15 protein-coding genes and 4 tRNA genes are annotated in these 17,717 nt (G+C 29.0%); 8 read left to right on the top strand and 11 right to left on the bottom strand.

Features of this window, described 5'->3' with window-relative positions; translation table 11 throughout:
- Window positions 1-5 precede the first annotated feature (5 nt).
- Window positions 6-902 carry a 16S rRNA (adenine(1518)-N(6)/adenine(1519)-N(6))-dimethyltransferase RsmA gene (gene rsmA, locus QEJ31_RS05310; protein ID WP_280592742.1) on the bottom strand — a complete coding sequence of 299 codons (897 nt, stop codon included), beginning with the start codon at window positions 900-902 and terminating at the stop codon, window positions 6-8.
- A 65-nt stretch (window positions 903-967) separates the two neighbouring features.
- Here rsmA and QEJ31_RS05315 point away from each other — a divergent pair, with 65 nt between their 5' ends.
- On the top strand, window positions 968-1,606 hold the full coding sequence (locus tag QEJ31_RS05315) for a glutathione S-transferase family protein (protein ID WP_280592743.1): 639 nt from the start codon (window positions 968-970) through the stop codon (window positions 1,604-1,606).
- 765 nt (window positions 1,607-2,371) lie between these two features.
- On the opposite strand, the gene hflX is transcribed toward QEJ31_RS05315, so the two are convergent.
- From hflX to QEJ31_RS05340, 5 genes are all read right to left on the bottom strand, one after another.
- A complete protein-coding gene (gene hflX / locus QEJ31_RS05320; protein WP_280592744.1) occupies window positions 2,372-3,763 on the bottom strand; it encodes a GTPase HflX in 1,392 nt (463 codons plus the stop codon).
- 19 nt (window positions 3,764-3,782) lie between these two features.
- Window positions 3,783-3,857: transfer RNA gene (locus tag QEJ31_RS05325), tRNA-Thr, on the bottom strand.
- Between the two features lie 51 nt (window positions 3,858-3,908).
- Window positions 3,909-3,985, bottom strand: a tRNA-Gly gene (locus QEJ31_RS05330).
- Window positions 3,986-4,006: 21 nt separating this feature from the next.
- Window positions 4,007-4,092: transfer RNA gene (locus tag QEJ31_RS05335), tRNA-Tyr, on the bottom strand.
- Window positions 4,093-4,099: 7 nt separating this feature from the next.
- Window positions 4,100-4,175 (bottom strand) — tRNA-Thr (locus QEJ31_RS05340).
- Window positions 4,176-4,391: 216 nt separating this feature from the next.
- On the opposite strand from QEJ31_RS05340, the gene QEJ31_RS05345 reads away from it, so the two are divergent.
- The 7 genes from QEJ31_RS05345 to QEJ31_RS05375 all read left to right on the top strand — a co-directional run bounded on the left by QEJ31_RS05345 (window position 4,392) and on the right by QEJ31_RS05375 (window position 13,142).
- Complete coding sequence (locus tag QEJ31_RS05345) at window positions 4,392-4,964, top strand: hypothetical protein (protein ID WP_280592745.1); 573 nt, start codon at window positions 4,392-4,394, stop codon at window positions 4,962-4,964.
- A 178-nt stretch (window positions 4,965-5,142) separates the two neighbouring features.
- The gene (locus tag QEJ31_RS05350) at window positions 5,143-6,180 is read left to right on the top strand and encodes an ATP-binding cassette domain-containing protein (protein WP_280592746.1); all 1,038 of its coding nucleotides are present in this window, start codon (window positions 5,143-5,145) and stop codon (window positions 6,178-6,180) included.
- Complete coding sequence (locus QEJ31_RS05355; protein WP_280592747.1) at window positions 6,158-6,958, top strand: ABC-2 family transporter protein; 801 nt, start codon at window positions 6,158-6,160, stop codon at window positions 6,956-6,958. Before QEJ31_RS05350 ends, QEJ31_RS05355 begins: the two co-directional genes overlap by 23 nt.
- Entirely contained in the window at window positions 6,959-7,732 is a 774-nt protein-coding gene (locus QEJ31_RS05360; RefSeq protein ID WP_280592748.1) for an ABC-2 family transporter protein, read from the top strand.
- 140 nt (window positions 7,733-7,872) lie between these two features.
- Entirely contained in the window at window positions 7,873-8,970 is a 1,098-nt protein-coding gene (serC, locus tag QEJ31_RS05365) for a 3-phosphoserine/phosphohydroxythreonine transaminase (protein WP_280592749.1), read from the top strand.
- 276 nt (window positions 8,971-9,246) lie between these two features.
- Window positions 9,247-11,862 carry a hypothetical protein gene (locus QEJ31_RS05370; protein ID WP_280592751.1) on the top strand — a complete coding sequence of 872 codons (2,616 nt, stop codon included), beginning with the start codon at window positions 9,247-9,249 and terminating at the stop codon, window positions 11,860-11,862.
- A gap of 146 nt (window positions 11,863-12,008) precedes the next feature.
- Window positions 12,009-13,142: an ABC transporter substrate-binding protein gene (locus QEJ31_RS05375; protein ID WP_280592752.1), complete on the top strand. Its 1,134-nt coding sequence runs from the start codon at window positions 12,009-12,011 to the stop codon at window positions 13,140-13,142.
- Window positions 13,143-13,183: 41 nt separating this feature from the next.
- On the opposite strand, the gene QEJ31_RS05380 is transcribed toward QEJ31_RS05375, so the two are convergent.
- From QEJ31_RS05380 to QEJ31_RS05400, 5 genes are all read right to left on the bottom strand, one after another.
- Complete coding sequence (locus QEJ31_RS05380; protein WP_280592753.1) at window positions 13,184-13,435, bottom strand: hypothetical protein; 252 nt, start codon at window positions 13,433-13,435, stop codon at window positions 13,184-13,186.
- A gap of 66 nt (window positions 13,436-13,501) precedes the next feature.
- On the bottom strand, window positions 13,502-13,846 hold the full coding sequence (locus tag QEJ31_RS05385) for a hypothetical protein (RefSeq protein ID WP_280592754.1): 345 nt from the start codon (window positions 13,844-13,846) through the stop codon (window positions 13,502-13,504).
- Between the two features lie 403 nt (window positions 13,847-14,249).
- Window positions 14,250-14,915 (bottom strand): contact-dependent growth inhibition system immunity protein, encoded by a 666-nt coding sequence (locus tag QEJ31_RS05390; RefSeq protein WP_280592755.1) that lies wholly within the window; start codon window positions 14,913-14,915, stop codon window positions 14,250-14,252.
- A gap of 15 nt (window positions 14,916-14,930) precedes the next feature.
- Entirely contained in the window at window positions 14,931-16,964 is a 2,034-nt protein-coding gene (locus QEJ31_RS05395) for an RNase A-like domain-containing protein (RefSeq protein ID WP_280592756.1), read from the bottom strand.
- A gap of 18 nt (window positions 16,965-16,982) precedes the next feature.
- A complete protein-coding gene (locus QEJ31_RS05400; protein WP_280592757.1) occupies window positions 16,983-17,708 on the bottom strand; it encodes a hypothetical protein in 726 nt (241 codons plus the stop codon).
- Window positions 17,709-17,717: the final 9 nt, after the last annotated feature.

The following is a 17,717-nucleotide window of genomic DNA, read 5'->3' on the forward strand; positions in this document are numbered from 1 at the left end:
TAAATTTACAAATTTTTACCTGCATCCTGAAAAAACTTATAAAAAGCTAAAATGACGATTGGTGATATGGTATCAGGTCTAGATTCTTCTGTAATATTATGCTCAGACGCTAATTGCCAAAACTCTTCGACTTTTTTCGGGTTTTTTTGTTGCAATGTTTGTAATTGTAATGCTAGAGCTCTGCGTAACATTTTTCGTCTAGCGCTGAATAAAACTGTTGTAAATTTACCGAACGAGGTGTCTTCTTGATCATCAGCAAAACTAAACAGATTTGGTGTTAATTTAATAATTGCGGAATCAACTTTTGGTTTTGGGACAAACAAATGCGCTGGTACATCGAATAATTTTTCAACTTTAAAAAAAAGTTGAACTTTTACAGTTAATCTTCCGTAATCTTTCGTTCCAGGTTTCGCATTTAATCTATCAGCAACTTCTTTTTGTACCATAAAAATACCGTTACTATATAATTTTTTAAATTTACAAAACCACATTAGAATATCGCTTGTGATATAGTAAGGAATATTTCCAACACAAATAGGTTTAGTAGAACTACTAATATTGTTATCTTGGATTGGATTCCATTGTAAAATATCTTGATTTAATATATTTAACTTATCAGGATAATCTAACACTAATGTCTTCATTAATCCTTCGACAGCACGTTGATCTTTTTCAATAGCTAGTATTTTTATATTTTTTTCTAACAACTTTTTTGTTAAAGCCCCTGAACCAGGTCCTATTTCATGTAAATATTTTTCCCTACCAGCATCATATAAAACATCTATGGATTGAGAAATTTTATCTATAATTGCTTCACTATTTAGAAAATTTTGCCCTAAAGATTTTTTTGCTTGGAGATAAAACGCCTGATTGTTTTTTTCCTGATTAGTTTTATTTTTCATAAAATTCCTATAGAGTTAAATGCTCTTGTAAGCAACATGAAATTCATGACAAAAAGGATGGTGCTATGTCAAGTCAATCCCTCGTTTTATATGAATGTCCCGCTACCCGTTCTGATAGAGTAAAGTTTTTATTAGAAGAAATGCAAATCCCTTATGAGAAAAAAACTCTTATTTTAAGCAAGTCAGAACATTTAAGTAAAGAATATTTAGAAATTAATCCTTCCGGATGTGTTCCTTTTTTAATCGACAGCTCTGCAGATGTTAAACTAATAGAATCAGGAGCTATTTGTCATTACTTAGCGCAAAAGTACAAAAAAAATATTTATTTTCCTTCTGAGAAAAATATCAAGGAACAAGTAGCTTACGATGAAGTTATGTTCTTTATAACCTCTACCCTCGATCCTATATGTTTTAATTTATTTTTTCATACGAAAAGACTCCCGCCAGAAAAACGAATTGCATCTATAGCGGAAGAAAGTATTAAGAAATTTTCCCGAACAATTGAATTTATTTCAGCAAAGCTAGAAAAAAACAAATATTTATTGTCAGATAAATTAAGTACTCCCGATTTCATTCTTGTTCCAACTTTACTCTGCATAAAAGAAGAAGTAATGAAATATCCTATCGTTCAAAGATATATCCAGAATATTTTAGAATTAAGTTCTATGCAGAAAGTTCGAGAAGATATTAAATCTTTGGCGTAAGAAAGCAAAAAAGCGCTATATTAGCGCTTTTTTGAATCTTTTTGTGGAGCTTGTTGTTCTTGTGGCTTAGCTTGGTTAGCAACAGGAGCAGATTTTGATTTATCTTGCTTTTTCTTTTTTTTACTGTCTTTGCTAGGCATAGCAATCTCCTTTATTTGTTATTATTTTACGTTACTTTAATAGAATAGAAGAGGTCTATAAAGAAAGCAATACTTCCTAGGAAAAATAAAATAAAAAAAAGGGCTAGCCGTTCGGTGCTATCCCTTCGTCGTTCTTCTGAGGAAGAAATGTGGCATGTATATTTTTGTGAGGACAATGCTATGGCGAGAGATCAAAGGAAGGTATTTTTTGGGCTGGTAAAGAAGCCTTAATCCTCCGAACAATTTTGTCTCATGGCTTCTTTGGACGTTATAAACTCAACTTATTTTAAATTGCAAGCTTTATACCGAGGTATCTAAAAAAAAGACTCCCATTTTTATTTCGCACAATTATACTCAAAAAGTGACTTGGAATTTTTTACAGTCAAGCGTTAAAAAACTTTCGACTCAAGCAAATATTTTAAGAAGACTTTTTCTTTTTTGCATTGTTTTCAAAAGATGAGATATTTTTTAAAAACGCTTTAATTTTAATCATTTTTTTATTTTTTTATTGTTTTTAAACCAATTACTTGTAATGAAATAAACTAAATTGAATAATCCTTTATTTTATTTTTTGTAATTTCTATATTCGCAAAATATTTTTAAAAAACTTAGAATCATTGCAGATTTAATCTTTTTTTAATTGATACCTTTCTTTTAGGCGTTGAAAATATTCTTTTTTTCCCCGTAATAAAAAGTATGTCCCCTCGTTTTCATATCTTTCATTGATTACCCTAAATTTTTCACGAATCTCTCCCACAGCGCCTGTAGTTTGATAAGGAACAAAAACAGACTCGTCAGTCATTTCTTGTTCAAAAAATTCTTGGATAAATTGATACACAGTTTTTACGTCAATCTCATTTTTTGTAGAAATAAATAGCGAATTTGCATATTCCAATTTAACAGTTTGAATAACACTGCTTTCTACTTTATCCACTTTGTTAAAAATATGGACACTCGCTGTATCCTCTAAAACACCAATACCTTGCAAAGTGGATTTCGTTACTTCTAAATGAGTTCGCCAGCTATCATCTGAAATATCAATAACATACAATAGAAGCGAAGCATTTAAGGCCTCTTCCAAGGTGGAGCGAAAGGAAACAACTAAATCGTGGGGAAGTTTTCGGATAAATCCAACAGTGTCAGAAATCAAAATTTTAGGATGTGTTTCAGGATATAAAGGTCTGACAGTGGTATCTAAGGTGGCAAACAATTTATCCTCAACAAGCACTTCACTTCCGGTTAGTTTACGCATCAATGAAGATTTTCCAGCATTTGTATAACCTACCAGGGCTACACAAGGCTGCTCAGCTCTTTTTTTCCGCCTCGTTCCTTGTTCTTTCTGAATAAATTCAATTTCTCTTCTTAACTCTGCTATTCTGTCACGAATTCTTCTTTTATCTAATTCAATATCTGTTTCACCCGCCCCTCTTGCTCCGGCACCACTTCCCTGCCGTTCACTCGCACCACTTTCACGAATACGAGGAGCTAAGTATTTTAATCGAGCTATTTCAACTTGTAAGCGAGCTTCCCTAGTTTTTGCGTGCTTGCTGAAAATCTCAACTATAACACCAGTCCTATCAAGGACTTCAACTCCAAAAGCACTTTTTAAATTAGATATTTGCGATGGAGTCAGTTCACAATCAAAAATAATAGCTTGAGGTTTTTTGGCAGGATCAATTTCTATATCAGCAGATGAAAAACTTTCTTCCTCTTCCTGCTCAGCTTGTTCTGCTTTTTGTTTCGCTTTGCTTTTTTTAATTTGTGGCCCTGTTTTGACTTGTCCAGAACCTCCAGTTAATTTAGCAATTTCTTTAATTTTGCCTTCTCCCAAAGGCACAGCTCCTGCCGCTGAGGCTCGCCGTTGGAAAATAGTATCAACAACAGAGAAACCCAAAGTTGTTACTAAACGTTCAAGTTCTTTTAGAGACTCTTGATTTTCGCTATCAGTTACATCTGGAGTTGGAACACCTACTAAAAGAGCATTAGGTAATTTATTTTGATTTAATTCGATAGGCATGAGAAACCTTTTGCAACAATGGAGCCCATATCCGGGCTTGAACCGGAGACCTCTTCCTTACCAAGGAAGTGCTCTACCGCTGAGCTACATGGGCGTATGCTTAGATAATAAATTCATTCAAGGCAAAAAGCGAAGGCTGGAAAATTGGAGCGGGTGAAGGGGCACGATCCCTCAACATTCAGCTTGGAAGGCTGACGCTCTAGCCAATTGAGCTACACCCGCTTAAGAATGGTGAAACGTATATGGTGGGGAGGGGCAGATTCGAACTGCCGAAGTCGTAAGACAGCGGATTTACAGTCCGCCCCATTTAGCCACTCTGGAACCTCCCCGATACCGTGGAGCTGGCTAAGGGAATTGAACCCCCAACCGCCTGATTACAAATCAGGTGCTCTACCAATTGAGCTAAGCCAGCGTACGTCTCGGTGAAAGTGTGAATAATGTATGTATGCCAACCTTGTCAAGCAATCTTGTAAAAAAAAAATATCCAATTTGTTAAGGAGCTTGGAAGCGGGCTTAAAGTAAACCAACTTCAGGAATATTTTTCCTCAACAGATTTGACTCGTACCATAAAGACATTTCAATTCATTTCCAAAAAAGAGTAAAATCTTGCTTAGGAGAATAAGTACATATGGCTGTTAATATAGGTTGCAACAATTTTTTAAAACCATGCAGGAAATTAGGATTGTTATCTATATGCCTTCTTGTCAGTAGCGGATCTTGGATTTCCCAGGCATTTAGCCAACAAGCTTTTACCAGCGAAGATGATATGCGAGATATATTTGTTGCTGGAGGCTATGGAGCTTTATTTGGCGCAACTATGGGAACTGCTATTTTACCCTTTCTATCGGGATCTCCAATGAGCAATCTTCGAGTTGTGGCAGGAGGAGCTTCTATAGGTTTTATGATGGGCAGTGCTTTTGGATTATATAATGTTTCAAAAACTCAGACCAGTTCCTACTTTAATTATGCTCCAGAAAATGAAGAAAACTACTACTATAGTATGCCACCAATCATACCTGGACAAGGAAAAAATACTCCTTCTAAAAAAGAGAAAGAGGAACAAAATATTGCTAAGAAAAAAGAAATTCCAAAAATAGGTGCTTTAATTGTTGGAGAAGGTAGTGATATTCACTTGGGTATTCCAGCATTTTGGGTTGGAGAACATGAAATAGGAATCGTTCTAGCATCTATAAAATTTTGAATTAAAAATGTATTCACTTTTTTATAATATTGGTTTGTAAAATTTGACAAAAACGTAACTTGTCTTTATTTTCAACGAAACGCAACAACAACGTTGCTTTAGTAACTTAAAGTCGAGCCATGCATTCATAAAAAATAATCCCCAAAATTAAAATTCCATATGAAAGAAAAATAAAGCTATGAATAATGCTATTAACATGCATTCAATTTGCAAAAGTATTGAAGAAAATATTCCGTATGAAAAAAAAGATATTAGGGGAAAGATAAAAAACTATTTCTTCCCCAAAAAAAAGAAAAAATATCTTATTAAAAACTGCTCAATAAATCTGTCTGCAGGCAAATCTCTTGCCATCATTGGATCCAATGGAGCAGGCAAATCTACATTAATGAAAATAATCTCTGGAATTATGCAACCATCAGAAGGAACAATCAAAATATTAGATTATGTTCCATACGAAGGAAATAAAAGTTTTCAAAAAAAATTAGGCGTTGTATTTGGACATAAATCATCATTAATTTGGGATTTACCTGCTAAATATAGTTTTGATTTGCATAAAACTATTTATGATATTGATGATATAAGCTATGAAAGAAGATTAAAGCATTTAACAAGCATTTTATCCATGGAAAAATGTTTGGAAAGAAAAGTAAAAAATATGAGCTTAGGTGAAAGAGTAAAATCAGATTTAATTATGAATTTACTCCATTCTCCAGAACTTATTTTATTAGACGAGCCTACTATTGGCGTTGATATGGAGTCAAAAATGATGATTCGTGAATTTATCAACTACGAGAAAGAAAAAAATAATAGAACATTTATTTTAACCTCCCACGATCCAACAGACATAGAAAATTGCTGTGATGAAATAAATATTCTTGCAAAAGGAGAAATTGTTTTAGCTGAAGAAACTTTAAATCTTAAAAAAAGATACCAACAAAAGGTAAAAATAATTCTCAAGAATAAAGAGTTAAATCAAGGATTAATGAAAGAAAATATTTTAGCCTGGTCTTCCCAAGCAGAATTTTTTATAATTAATGATTGTTTAAATGTAATTGCAAACAAAGAAGACGAAATAAATTTAATAAATTTATTTATCTCCATGAAAATTACAGACTTTGAGTTAAAATCAATGTCCTTTGAAGAAATTTTAGCAGGACAATTTCAGATATTTAAAAATAATGAAAGTGATAATTATGAATCTGATGACGATGATTAAATATAGCGAAAAAATTAAAAAATTTATAAAAATTTATACTACTGAATTTTTAGCTAATAAAGCAACGGTTATTAGCTTAACAATTGGGGGGTTTATACTTCCTATCTTAGTCCAATTGATTACTTGGAATTTTGTCTTTGCAAATAATGAACAAATTAAACAATATACTTTCTCGCAAATAGTTATTTATGTGAGCATAACAGTTCTTTTAATGGTGACAAATGATTCCGATGAAATTATTAGCACTATGTCTGAAAGAATAAAAAATGGTAGTATTGATATTTACAAGACAAAACCCATTTCAAATTTTAGTTTAATACTACATACCTCTTTAGGAAGAAATTGCATTTTTATAGCTCTTACTTCATTAATACTTTTTATTTTTACCATAGTTTTTAATCCCATAATAACAATTCCAGTTTTTATTCTCTATCTTCTTTCTCAAATACTATTGATACAAATAGCTTATACTTTTTCATTATTTTGTTACTGGTTTATAAATAGTTTCTTTATAAATTATCTTTTTTACTTAGTTTTACAAATAGTTGGTGGGTTTTTAATTCCAATAGATTTATGGCCTGAACCATATCAAACGGTATTAAGATATAACCCTTTTAGAATTATAATATCTGCAATACCTGATGTTATTTTAAACCCAACACCTAAAAATTTAATATCTACTTTTCTTCTTGCCATATTTTATATTATTGTCTTTATTTATATAATTAAGTTTATTGAAAAGATAACAATAAAAAAATACACTTCACATGGTGGTTAAATGCTAAAATTAATTCTTAAAAATTTTAAATACAGACTTCTCAGTGAAATGAGTTTTAAAACAGATTTTCTAGGAGAATTATTCGTCACTCTTTCTATCAATATATTTACCATTTGTTTATTTAAAGTAATATTTTCTTATAGCGGAAATTTTGGTATATGGAGCTTTGACGATTTTTTTCTTGCATCCTTATTTTATATGTCCTTTCGGCTTTTTGTTGAATGCTTAGATGATAATATGTTTGAATTTTTTGAAACTGTTTTTGAAGGCAAAATTGATAGTTATTTATGCAAACCAATAAATTTATTATTTTTTGTGCTGTTTTATTTTTTCAGAGTAACAAAATTAATAATTGCTGTAGCAATCTATTTTCTGTTAATATTTTATATATTTTATAGTAATATAGTAACAAATTTTTCAGATATTCTTTTATTTTTTGTTTCATCAGTAATTTCAATTACTATAGGGATTCTCTTTACATTTATTATGGTCTATTTAAATTTATTCTCCCAGAAAAACTTATATATGGGTTTTTATATGCATCATTTTTCCCAACTTTGCTATTTACCCCCAACAATATTTAGCCAAGGTTTATTTAAAATATTATTTATTACTGTTCCTTATATGTTTATTTCTTCTTTACCTGTGCTCATTTTAAAATATAAACATTACAATTTGATTGCACTCTCCATCATTCCATTACTTATTCTATTTTTTATAGCATATTTGTTTTGGAAAAAATATAAAACTCTCTTGAAATCATTTGGTGGTTAATCTAAGTATTCATAGAAAGCTATTCATTTTTGGAAAGTATTAAACAAGTATTCTTTTAGCAAAAATAGTTGTGCAAGTTAGATTTTTAATTATAATATACCGATAAAACATCGTCTTTTAGCAACTAAAGAGAGGTTTCTATGAATGTTCATTATTTTAGTCCAGGGCCTGCAAGCTTACCTAAAGCAGTAAAAAAACAAATTAAAGAAGAATTATTAGATACTTTTGGAATTGGTGTCAGTGTGATGGAAATTTCACACCGCTCCAAACAGTATGAACATTTAAATGAAGAAACCCTTCAACTTGCCAGAAAAGTTTTTCATGTACCAAACACCCACTCAGTTCTGTTTTCATGCTGTGGGGCTCAACAACACTTTTCCTTAATTCCTCAACACCTTTCTAAACCAGGCGAAGAAATTGCCTATACCGATACCGGTATCTGGGCGCATTTAGCATGTGAAGAAGTTCACGCTCAGCCAAGAAAAGTTCATATTGTATACGACGGAAGAACTTGTGACTATGTTTCGTTAGGAAATCCCAAAAACTGGGAAATACCTGAAAATTCTAAATATGTTCACATCACCGTTAACAATACAGTTTATGGAACAGAATATAAAACTATTCCCACATTTGGGAAAATTCCGTTAGTTCTTGATATGACCAGCTCTTTAGCGGCACGAACTGACATCCCATGGGAGTCAACAGCAATAGTTTATGCTAGCGCACAAAAGAATTTTGGGATTGCGGGAGTATCTGTAATAATTATCCGCAACGATTTACTTGAAGCTAGTAGGGAAATCACAAAAGCAAATTACTTAGGTAAAGCTCTTTCTTATCATGCAATATTCGATACAAAAAGTGCTTTAAATACTCCACCGGTATTTCCAATTTTCGCAATGAATCGAATGCTGCATTGGATTGATCAATCTGGCGGAATAAAAACTATGGAAAAATGGTCGCTGGAAAAGGCTAAAATGATTTATTCTGAAGTTGATGCTGGGCTTTACATTGGCAGAACCGATAAACAAGATCGCTCAAGACATAATTTTGTTTTCCGTTTGCCAAATGAAAAACAAGATGAACATTTTATAGCAGAAGCAGCAAAACATCATTTATTAGAAATCAAAGGATATCGCTCTGTAGGTGGCATTCGTGCGTCGATGTATAATGGAGTCAGCCTTGAATCCGCAAGTGCTTTTGCTGAATTTATGAATGATTATCGTAAGAAGTTTGGCTGAAATTTTATTGTTTGAAATCCTATATCCAACAAATATCCTTTAAATATTACAAAATAAAATAATAATTCTTCTTTTTAAAGACAAATATTTTAAAATCACACTAAATAAAATTTAATAAGCCAATATTAATAATAAAAAATATTTAAAAATTTAATAATAATTTAATTACTTTTAAATAGTCATAAATATTCGATTTGAAGTAACAAATTACTTTTCAATAAATTATGGAATTATTTTTGCTTTGCTACCTTTGAACAGTTTTAAAAGGGGGGAACCATGTTTTTAAATTTTAGAGATCACCCAATTAATTTTAATTATGAGAAAATTACATTTGAAAATGAAACTTTAAAGGAAGTACAACAAATAAAAAACAGCTATATACAAGCTAATATTTTTCTACAAGGGGCTGTGACTTATGCTGCAAAAAAACTATATATTGAAAACACTCGTACAGAAAAAAATATAATTTTAAATTTTGCGCAAAATGTTAGTTATCGCTACTTCATTGTGCTAAAAGGTATTGCGTACTATGAGCTTTTAATAACAAAACAAAATACAGAAGAAAATTCAGTCATTGAACATGTAAAAAAACTGTTAAAAACTAAGTTTGCAAATGAACAAAGAGATTACTGGCTTGGACATTTATCAGATCCAGAAAAACTTTTTAATATTATAAGCTGTAAAAACCCTACCGGAGAAAGTGTTGCTGAATTTAGATATAGACTATTTTTTGTTTACAAGATGATGCCTTTTGTTGAAAAGTACATTTTAAAAAAATATAGTATATTTACTCTAAAATCACCCTATGATGAAATAAGACATTATATAAAAAGGCATGAAACAAATTGGAAAATAAACAAAGAGTGCGTTAAAGAATTAAAAAGAAGATCCTCTCAAAAAAAATCAAAATTTGTTTTATACTGCCCAGGAACTGCAAATGAACTTAATTCAAAAGAATTAAGGCGCGATAGCGATGAAAAGAGTCAAATTTATAAAGATAAATTAGGAAAACTAAGATTTCCAACTTATAGACAGGTCATTTATCCTGAAGCTACCAACAGAAAAAGTTCAGACATAAAAGATTTTATGTTCAATAAAGTTAATTTCTCTCAAGAAGAAATTCAAGAAATGACTAAAAGAAATTATAGGAGTGTATTAGCTGATGCTAGTATACTTGATAGCGCTATAAATGCCCAATCAGGCGCAACTACATATGACTATATTGAAGATACACAAAATATTGAAGCTAGAAAATTTTTAGACTTATCAAATGATGCCTTTATGCCAAGACTTTCAGGAATTTCTGGAACTATGGACTACAGTATTTCAATGGCTTGTATTGTTGGTCTTGGAGTTGATAACAATAGTATTGATTTTAATTATCTTCACGTCATAAAATTAGCCTATATTGTATGGATGTCGCAAGCACAAGATCATAGCTTACATGAAATGCTTTTTTCAGCATTATCATATGGTCTTAATTATCAAGCTGGTCCCAATGTAATTAATTACATTTTACCAAACAATGAAGAATTTAAAGAAAAAGTAAAAAAAGTAATGGAGGATAATGAATTTAAACTTCCAATTGAATACTACAATGACTATTGCATTTTTATAAAAAAATATAATAAAGATCTTAAATATGAATATGCATTAGAAACTATTTCTTCATGCAGAGCAACTGGAAGAATGGTAAGTTTAATTAATTTAAAAGTGGAAGTACAGAACATAAAAGATCCAGCTACTAGTAATTATGGAACTTATCAGCCTAATAAAGTAGATAAAAGCAAGGGTACATACCAAATATACAACTTAAAAACAAGACTTTTAGAAATTAAAAACGTAAATAATAAACCAAAAGTAGATAAAAAATTTACAAAAAAATTAGCTACCACGATAGTTAGACCTGATGGGAATTTAAAATTTTTTGGCACGCAAAATGTTGGCCTATTATTTAATATATTATCTTTAAATACAAAGCAATACCGCTACGTTTTTTCCGAGGACGTGCAAACAAATTTAAAATGGTGGGTAGGAGAAAATGATATAAATAGAGAAAACTATGAAAATTATTTCATTGACATTAATTTTTTTCGATCTTTACTAATATATAAATCTATGATTAGAGAAGAAAGAGATAAATTAAATGAATCTTTATTTGGCTTATGCAAAGACGCTCTTGTTGCTTTATTTATTCAAATTAAAGACCCTGCAAAAAAAGATCAAGAAATTCTGCTTTTAACATGTTTTTATTACTATATTAAGAAAGAATTGAACATATCTTTGCCAATCCTTGAATTTAAACTTTCAAATCCTGGTGATAAAAAAACATCTTATTTAAATATCATCTCTATTAATGATATAGTAAACGCCTTTGCTAGAATACTACTAGATGATGGATATTTAAATATTCCGAATTATGTAAATCATAGTATTACTTTAATATTAAATGAATTAAAGATTTCTTTTTCTTGGGTCGAAAAAATTAAAAAAGCAATTAAAATAAATAAAGATCAAAAAATTATTTGTGAAGACATCTTTAAAAGAAAAATTTTAAAGCTTATGCAAGATGATTTTATCTCTGAGTTACAAGCAGAAAATAATTTAAATTTTTATCATACAAGGTTAGAAGAAATGTATAAAAAATATAATTTAAGCAATGGCTCACAAATATCACTTAATAATAGTATTACTAACTCAAGTGTGAGTAGTTCAATAACTGAAATTGCAGGTAGTCAAGTTATAAATACCAATAGCAATGGTGGCATGTCATTACCACCACCACCTCCTCCTCTTCTAGATTTTTATAAAAAGAGAAAAGGAAACAGATTGCTTGAAAAATTTAAACATGTGAAAATTATATTTGATACCGATAGTGAAATTGTATCTTAGTTTTTTATACTAACCTCAATCTTGAAAATTTGATAATACTTTTAATATAAAAACTATACTCGTCATTAATTAAACAGTTCAAATATTCAAAATTAAAAGTATTTGCTAATATTAAAATAATGAATTAATAGAAAAAGGAACTAACTATGAAATATACTTTTCGTTTAATACTTATTTTTATATTAATTATTTTTAGTTTTTTTTCATATCCAGCTGAGAATAACTCAAAAGAAAAAAAATTCCAAATTTTGTATTATAATTCAGAAAATCAAGAAGGATTCTGGTGGAGAACTACATCAGAATTTATGCAGGCAGCTTGTCAAAATTTAGGAATGGATCTTAATATTGTTTATGTAGATAGAGATGCTGCTTTTATGGTAAATGATTTCAAAAATAAAGCTGCTACTTTAAACAAACCAGATGCTGTTGTTTTCCAAAACTTAAAATCTAATGCCGTTAATATGCTGAATATAGCGGAAGAAAATAAAATTCCTGCATTTATTTTTAATGCTGGTTTGACTGAGGAACAAGATAAGCAATACGGCAAACCCAGGGAAAAATTTAAATACTGGATTGGTCAAATTTTACCTGATGATAAAAAAGCTGGCTATGATTTAGCAATCCAACTGTTTAATGAAGCAAAACGTTTGGGACTCAAAGATAAAAATGGGAATATTCATTTTTTAAATATTATTGGGACAAAAACAGATACCTCTTCAATTGAAAGAGAAAATGGATTAAAATTAGCTTCACAGCATGAAAAGAAAATTATTTTAGACCAAATAACAACAGCTAATTGGGATCGAAATGAAGCAGAAAAATCCTTAAATTGGCTGATATTAAGATATCCAGAAGCAAATGTAGTCTGGGCAGCAAACGATCTCATGGGATTAGGGGCTCTTGATTCTTTAAGTAAAACTAAAATTAAACCTGGAAAAGATATTATAATTGGTTCTATGGATTGGGTTCCAGAAGCTCTAAAACATGTTCAATCAGGAAAACTTTTCACTTCATTGAATGGCCATTTTATTGAAACAGCTTGGGCTGCGGTTTTAGTTTATGACTATCTAAATAAAAATGATTTTGCGTCAGAAAAAACTTCCTTTACTTCAAAAATGACAGTTCTTTCCAAATCAAATATTAATTTATATTTAAAAAATTTCAAACCAGATAATTTCAAAAAAATTAATTTTTCAAATTTTTCAAAAGTTAAAAATAAAAATTTAAAAAAATATGACTTTAGCTTTGATTTAGTTTTGAAGAAAATTATTTCTAATTAATTATTTTAAATTTAAATATTTTATTAAATATTTAATTATATTTAAAATGTTTGATGTGCATTATGTTTTATTATTGAATATTCTTTTACAGTATCATTATTGTTAAAAACTATATCTAAATCTTTAGTTCTTGAAATATAACAAATGAATTTATAAGAAAAGTATTTAAAAATGATATTATCATTAGAAATTCCAATTGAATTTGGTTCCCCTAATAACTTAATTACATCTTTTTTTGTTGAAACATTTGGGATAATATTTATTAATTTTTCTTCATCATAATTTCTTCCCATAGTTGTGCACCCTATTAAACTCAATAGGAGTATTGGGATTATTGAGATTTCAATTATTTTCATATCCTATCTTTCTATATATAATTGCTTATCTTTTTTTAAATTTGAGTAGTATGTATAACTACTTACTGTTTTATTTTCAGAAAATGCAACATAAAGATTTCTTACTTCATAAAAATTAGCATAAAATAGAAGTATAAATCCTTTATACTGACTGTAATGAAATATTTCTTGATTATTTAGATAAAATATTTTTTCTGGCGAACCTATATTTTTCAGAACTACTTCTCTTTTAGTTTCATTTATTTTCAAGTATGATTCGTTAAATTCAAAAGAGGAACCTTTACTAATACATGAGTTTAAAACAATTAATGGCATTAACAATAAAGGAATTACAATTACTTTATTCAATTCACACTCCATTTCTATGGTAAAAAATTATTTAATTGATATTTATTACTTTTATTTTTGTTCAAAGTAATATTAAATTTAAGATATTATAAATATTTCTACCTTTCTTCAATAGATGTAATTTTTTTGTCAAATAACTTTTAGTTATGGTACGTTATTGTATGATTAAACTCGTTCCTAAGTATCACAAATTATATAATCTTGATTTTAGTAACAATAAGAAATATTTATCAATTATCACAATATTACCAATCACTTATTCTATAAGAAAAAATGTTAAAAATAAAATATTCTTAAGATCACTTTATGCTAAATATTTTTCCATTCTTAGGTCTGTAAATAAGTCCTCTTAAAGTAAAGATATTAAATTTAAGTATGCAATTCAATAAAAAATATTCATTAATTACTTCATTTTTTTGCTCATATTAAAGTTGAATTTATAATTATATATTTTATCTGCCATGTATTCTAAAAGTTCTCTCTTTGAATTAAAATCACCCCACTCTTGCGGAATTATTTTAAAATTTATTTCTGTTTTCAAAAAATCTTCTAAATTCTCATCTGTTATAGTAATTTTTACTAAAAAATTTACCTCTTCAATAATTGATTCTAGTTCATAGATAGTAAATTTTTTAGTAATTTCATCGATTATTAGATCTATATTTTTAATATTTACTTCACTATCTTTACTGAAGTAAGACATATATATTTTTTCAAGATAATTAAATTTAACTTTATCAAAGAAGTATTTGGTGTTATTAGCTCCTTCTGCTAAATATTTTATCATGACATCACGAATTCTTTCTAATAGTTTTGTATAAGTCTTAATATCAGGATCATTTGGAAAAATATCCAACTCAAAATTATCGATTAAAATTTTTTTCAAATTTTCTTCAGTTTTAACCTCTTCTATTAGATGATTAATTTGATCGATAACTAAATTTAAGCCCGTTCCTTGCCAATCTATTATAACGTCATAAATTGCATAATCAAATTTATCATACATATAGTCTTGATGTAAATAACATCCAATAATGTTTTTAAGTTCTGCAAATTTTTCAATGTTCATCTTCTAGTCCCTTAATTATTCAATAGGAAAAGCAGTTAAAATGAAATATCCTTCTGGAAAATCTTTACTCTTTTTTAACACTACCTTTGTGTTAGTAACATTAGTAAATTGATCAGTAAATTTACTATATGAAGTTCCAGTAAAGTGACTTGAAGGAACAATTGATTTAAATTCGAGTTTATAAGCTTTTGGATCAGGATTTCTCAACCAATTCTCAATATTTACCTTATTCTGAGCAATAGTATTTGCAATAGCCTGCTCTGCAATTGTGATGTTTGGAAAGGTTGAAGTTTTTCCACCTGGAACTTTAGGGTCATTCAAAGCTCTAAATTTCAAACTTGCATTCTCTATGCTGGTATGCCTGTCTATAGTATGACCATATGGTCTACCTTCACTAGCCAACAAATTCCCGCTTGGAATAGTTTGCGAGACAAAAGTTTTATCTGGTAAAAGAATTTGCTCTCTTGCCAAAGCTTTAGCGTAATGATTTACAATTTTATTAGAGGCTAAGTAGGAAGCGTCGGCAATTTTTTTGAGCTCAACGGTATTTTTAAGTAGTCCTCTAGGGGTAATTAGAGTTGCAATTTCTAATGAAGTTTTGGTTATAAATTTAGCTTTTTCTTCGGTAGAAAGGGTATGAAAATTTTCAACATCAGATTTAATTTTATCAACAATAATAGAATAGGTTCTATCATAGTTATAAAGAGCGTCAGCGATTGCGGTGGCTGAATCTATAGGATGTGTAACAAGTTCATAAACTCCTGTAACAGTATCTTCAACTACTTGATAAACGCCTTTTGCAACACCAGAGCCAATACTGCTCATGGTATCAATATTTTTCCATGCATTATCGATATCATCTTCAAATTTAGGTATATCATTATTTTTAGCTGAATCTTGTAACTGATTTAAACTAATTTGAGATAATACCTGATAATCTGCAGGCAGCGATTTATTTAAATAAAGAGCATAACTAAGATCATTAGCCGTTTGCATAATGTAGTAATGCTCATAGGAACTAACGGCTTTAATAGATTCATCAACATTTAAATATTCATTAGTAAATCTTGAATACTTTCTGTTATTAAAGTTTCCATTTTGCTTATTTTGTTGAAAAATTGAAAAAACATATCCACGGCTCGTATATCTTTTTGCTTGTTCTAATAAATTATTTGCTAATAAAAGATCAGCTTTTAAAGCATTTTCAATTACCCGCTCCGCACGTTCAATTGTCATTGGAGAGTATGAGTGTTTCATTACATGCAGTGCATGATTTATATTTTGTAAATTTCTAGCAACTTCAAAATAATTATAAATATCAACAGTAGCCTTTAATTGATAGTTTTTTAATTTAGGATAGTATTGAATATATTTTTTAAATACACCATTTTCATTAAAAACTTTATTTATAACTTTTCCTATTTCAGCTTTCCTCTCAGGATTTTTTTCCTTTTGGTACTCAGTAAATAAATTTACACCTTTGCGAATCATTTTTTGTGCTTCAGATAAACTACTACTTTGAATTCCCTCTTCAATTTCGTAGACAACTGTTTCTGGTGTTTTTCCCTGAAAAGGATCTACAAAGTTTTTTTCATTAGAAGAAATATTTAAATTTTTTCCCTTTGTAGTATCAGAAGAATCACTTGGAATTGAAGAAGACGAATTATCTGTAATAGTTTCTTTATACTCCAACAATTTTAAATTATTGGACTGATAAGAGGAATTTCTTTCATGCATATCTTTAATTGCAGATATTAATTTAAGCGATTCCTTAAACTGCTGGTGTGAAATTTGATTCAATCTTTCTTGATGTTGATACATCTGTGCAAGTGTAGCTGCAGAGAATCGTTCTGCTTCTATTTGCATAGGAGTTGGTGGCTTAATTCCTCCACCAGAACCACCACCTCCTCCGCCAGGATATGGTACTATATTTATATTTATTTCCCCAGTATTTCCAGTAATAACTGAACAACATGAATTTGCAGAAGTACTAAAGTGATAAAAAAAGTTTAAAAATACAATTAAAATTATTTTCAAATAATTTAGCATTATTTACCTCTTTTAAGCTTACTGTATTTGTTTAATATATTTTTGATACTGTTCTTTATTATAGAAATCTATTTTCTTAAATTCATTTAAAATATTTAATATCGTACTGTGCAAATCTTTCTTATCTTTCAAACTATTGAAAGGATTTATATAATTTTTTATTGCATTATTCAAGATGTGTTCATTTATTTTATTTAATTTAACATCAACTTTATCGATCTTAAAAGAACAACTTTTTTGAAATTTACTAGTTACTGTATACCATTCATAAGAATCATCAAGTTTTAACTCTTTATTTTCAAACTGAAGTGTATTTTTACCCTTTTCTATATATCCTAAATCACCATCTCTATAGTTTCCAGAAAAATGAATTTTTATTTTATCAAAATTACATTTTTCAAAAGTATAATCAACTGTAAAATAATAGTAATTTTTTATTTCTGAATTTTTATTATTTTTCTTTTGTCTAAAATCACAGTTTACAAAATAGTACTCATTTGAATCACAATATTTTTCAAACAAATTTGCACCAAACTCCGGAAGATTTAAATTTTTACTTTTTTCAATTTTACTAAATGGATCATAATTTTCAGAATCATGACCAATGATTATTTCAGGAATTTGATTGGCAGGATTTTGTGTACCAGGCTCGGGACTGTAATTTTTATTAGTAGAATTGTTTTTGCAACCAATTAAAAATATTAGATTAGAAATAATTAAAAATTTATATAAATATCTTTTCATAAAAACTCC

This window comes from Pigmentibacter sp. JX0631, assembly GCF_029873255.1.
Lineage (GTDB): Bacteria > Bdellovibrionota_B > Oligoflexia > Silvanigrellales > Silvanigrellaceae > Silvanigrella.

Coding starts and splice junctions, on each gene's coding strand:
- rsmA (WP_280592742.1), bottom strand. CDS start 902: ATGAAAAATAAAACTAATCAGGAAAAAAACAATCAGGCGTTTTATCTC.
- QEJ31_RS05315 (WP_280592743.1), top strand. CDS start 968: ATGTCAAGTCAATCCCTCGTTTTATATGAATGTCCCGCTACCCGTTCT.
- hflX (WP_280592744.1), bottom strand. CDS start 3,763: ATGCCTATCGAATTAAATCAAAATAAATTACCTAATGCTCTTTTAGTA.
- QEJ31_RS05345 (WP_280592745.1), top strand. CDS start 4,392: ATGGCTGTTAATATAGGTTGCAACAATTTTTTAAAACCATGCAGGAAA.
- QEJ31_RS05350 (WP_280592746.1), top strand. CDS start 5,143: ATGAATAATGCTATTAACATGCATTCAATTTGCAAAAGTATTGAAGAA.
- QEJ31_RS05355 (WP_280592747.1), top strand. CDS start 6,158: ATGAATCTGATGACGATGATTAAATATAGCGAAAAAATTAAAAAATTT.
- QEJ31_RS05360 (WP_280592748.1), top strand. CDS start 6,959: ATGCTAAAATTAATTCTTAAAAATTTTAAATACAGACTTCTCAGTGAA.
- serC (WP_280592749.1), top strand. CDS start 7,873: ATGAATGTTCATTATTTTAGTCCAGGGCCTGCAAGCTTACCTAAAGCA.
- QEJ31_RS05370 (WP_280592751.1), top strand. CDS start 9,247: ATGTTTTTAAATTTTAGAGATCACCCAATTAATTTTAATTATGAGAAA.
- QEJ31_RS05375 (WP_280592752.1), top strand. CDS start 12,009: ATGAAATATACTTTTCGTTTAATACTTATTTTTATATTAATTATTTTT.
- QEJ31_RS05380 (WP_280592753.1), bottom strand. CDS start 13,435: ATGGGAAGAAATTATGATGAAGAAAAATTAATAAATATTATCCCAAAT.
- QEJ31_RS05390 (WP_280592755.1), bottom strand. CDS start 14,915: ATGAACATTGAAAAATTTGCAGAACTTAAAAACATTATTGGATGTTAT.
- QEJ31_RS05395 (WP_280592756.1), bottom strand. CDS start 16,964: ATGCTAAATTATTTGAAAATAATTTTAATTGTATTTTTAAACTTTTTT.
- QEJ31_RS05400 (WP_280592757.1), bottom strand. CDS start 17,708: ATGAAAAGATATTTATATAAATTTTTAATTATTTCTAATCTAATATTT.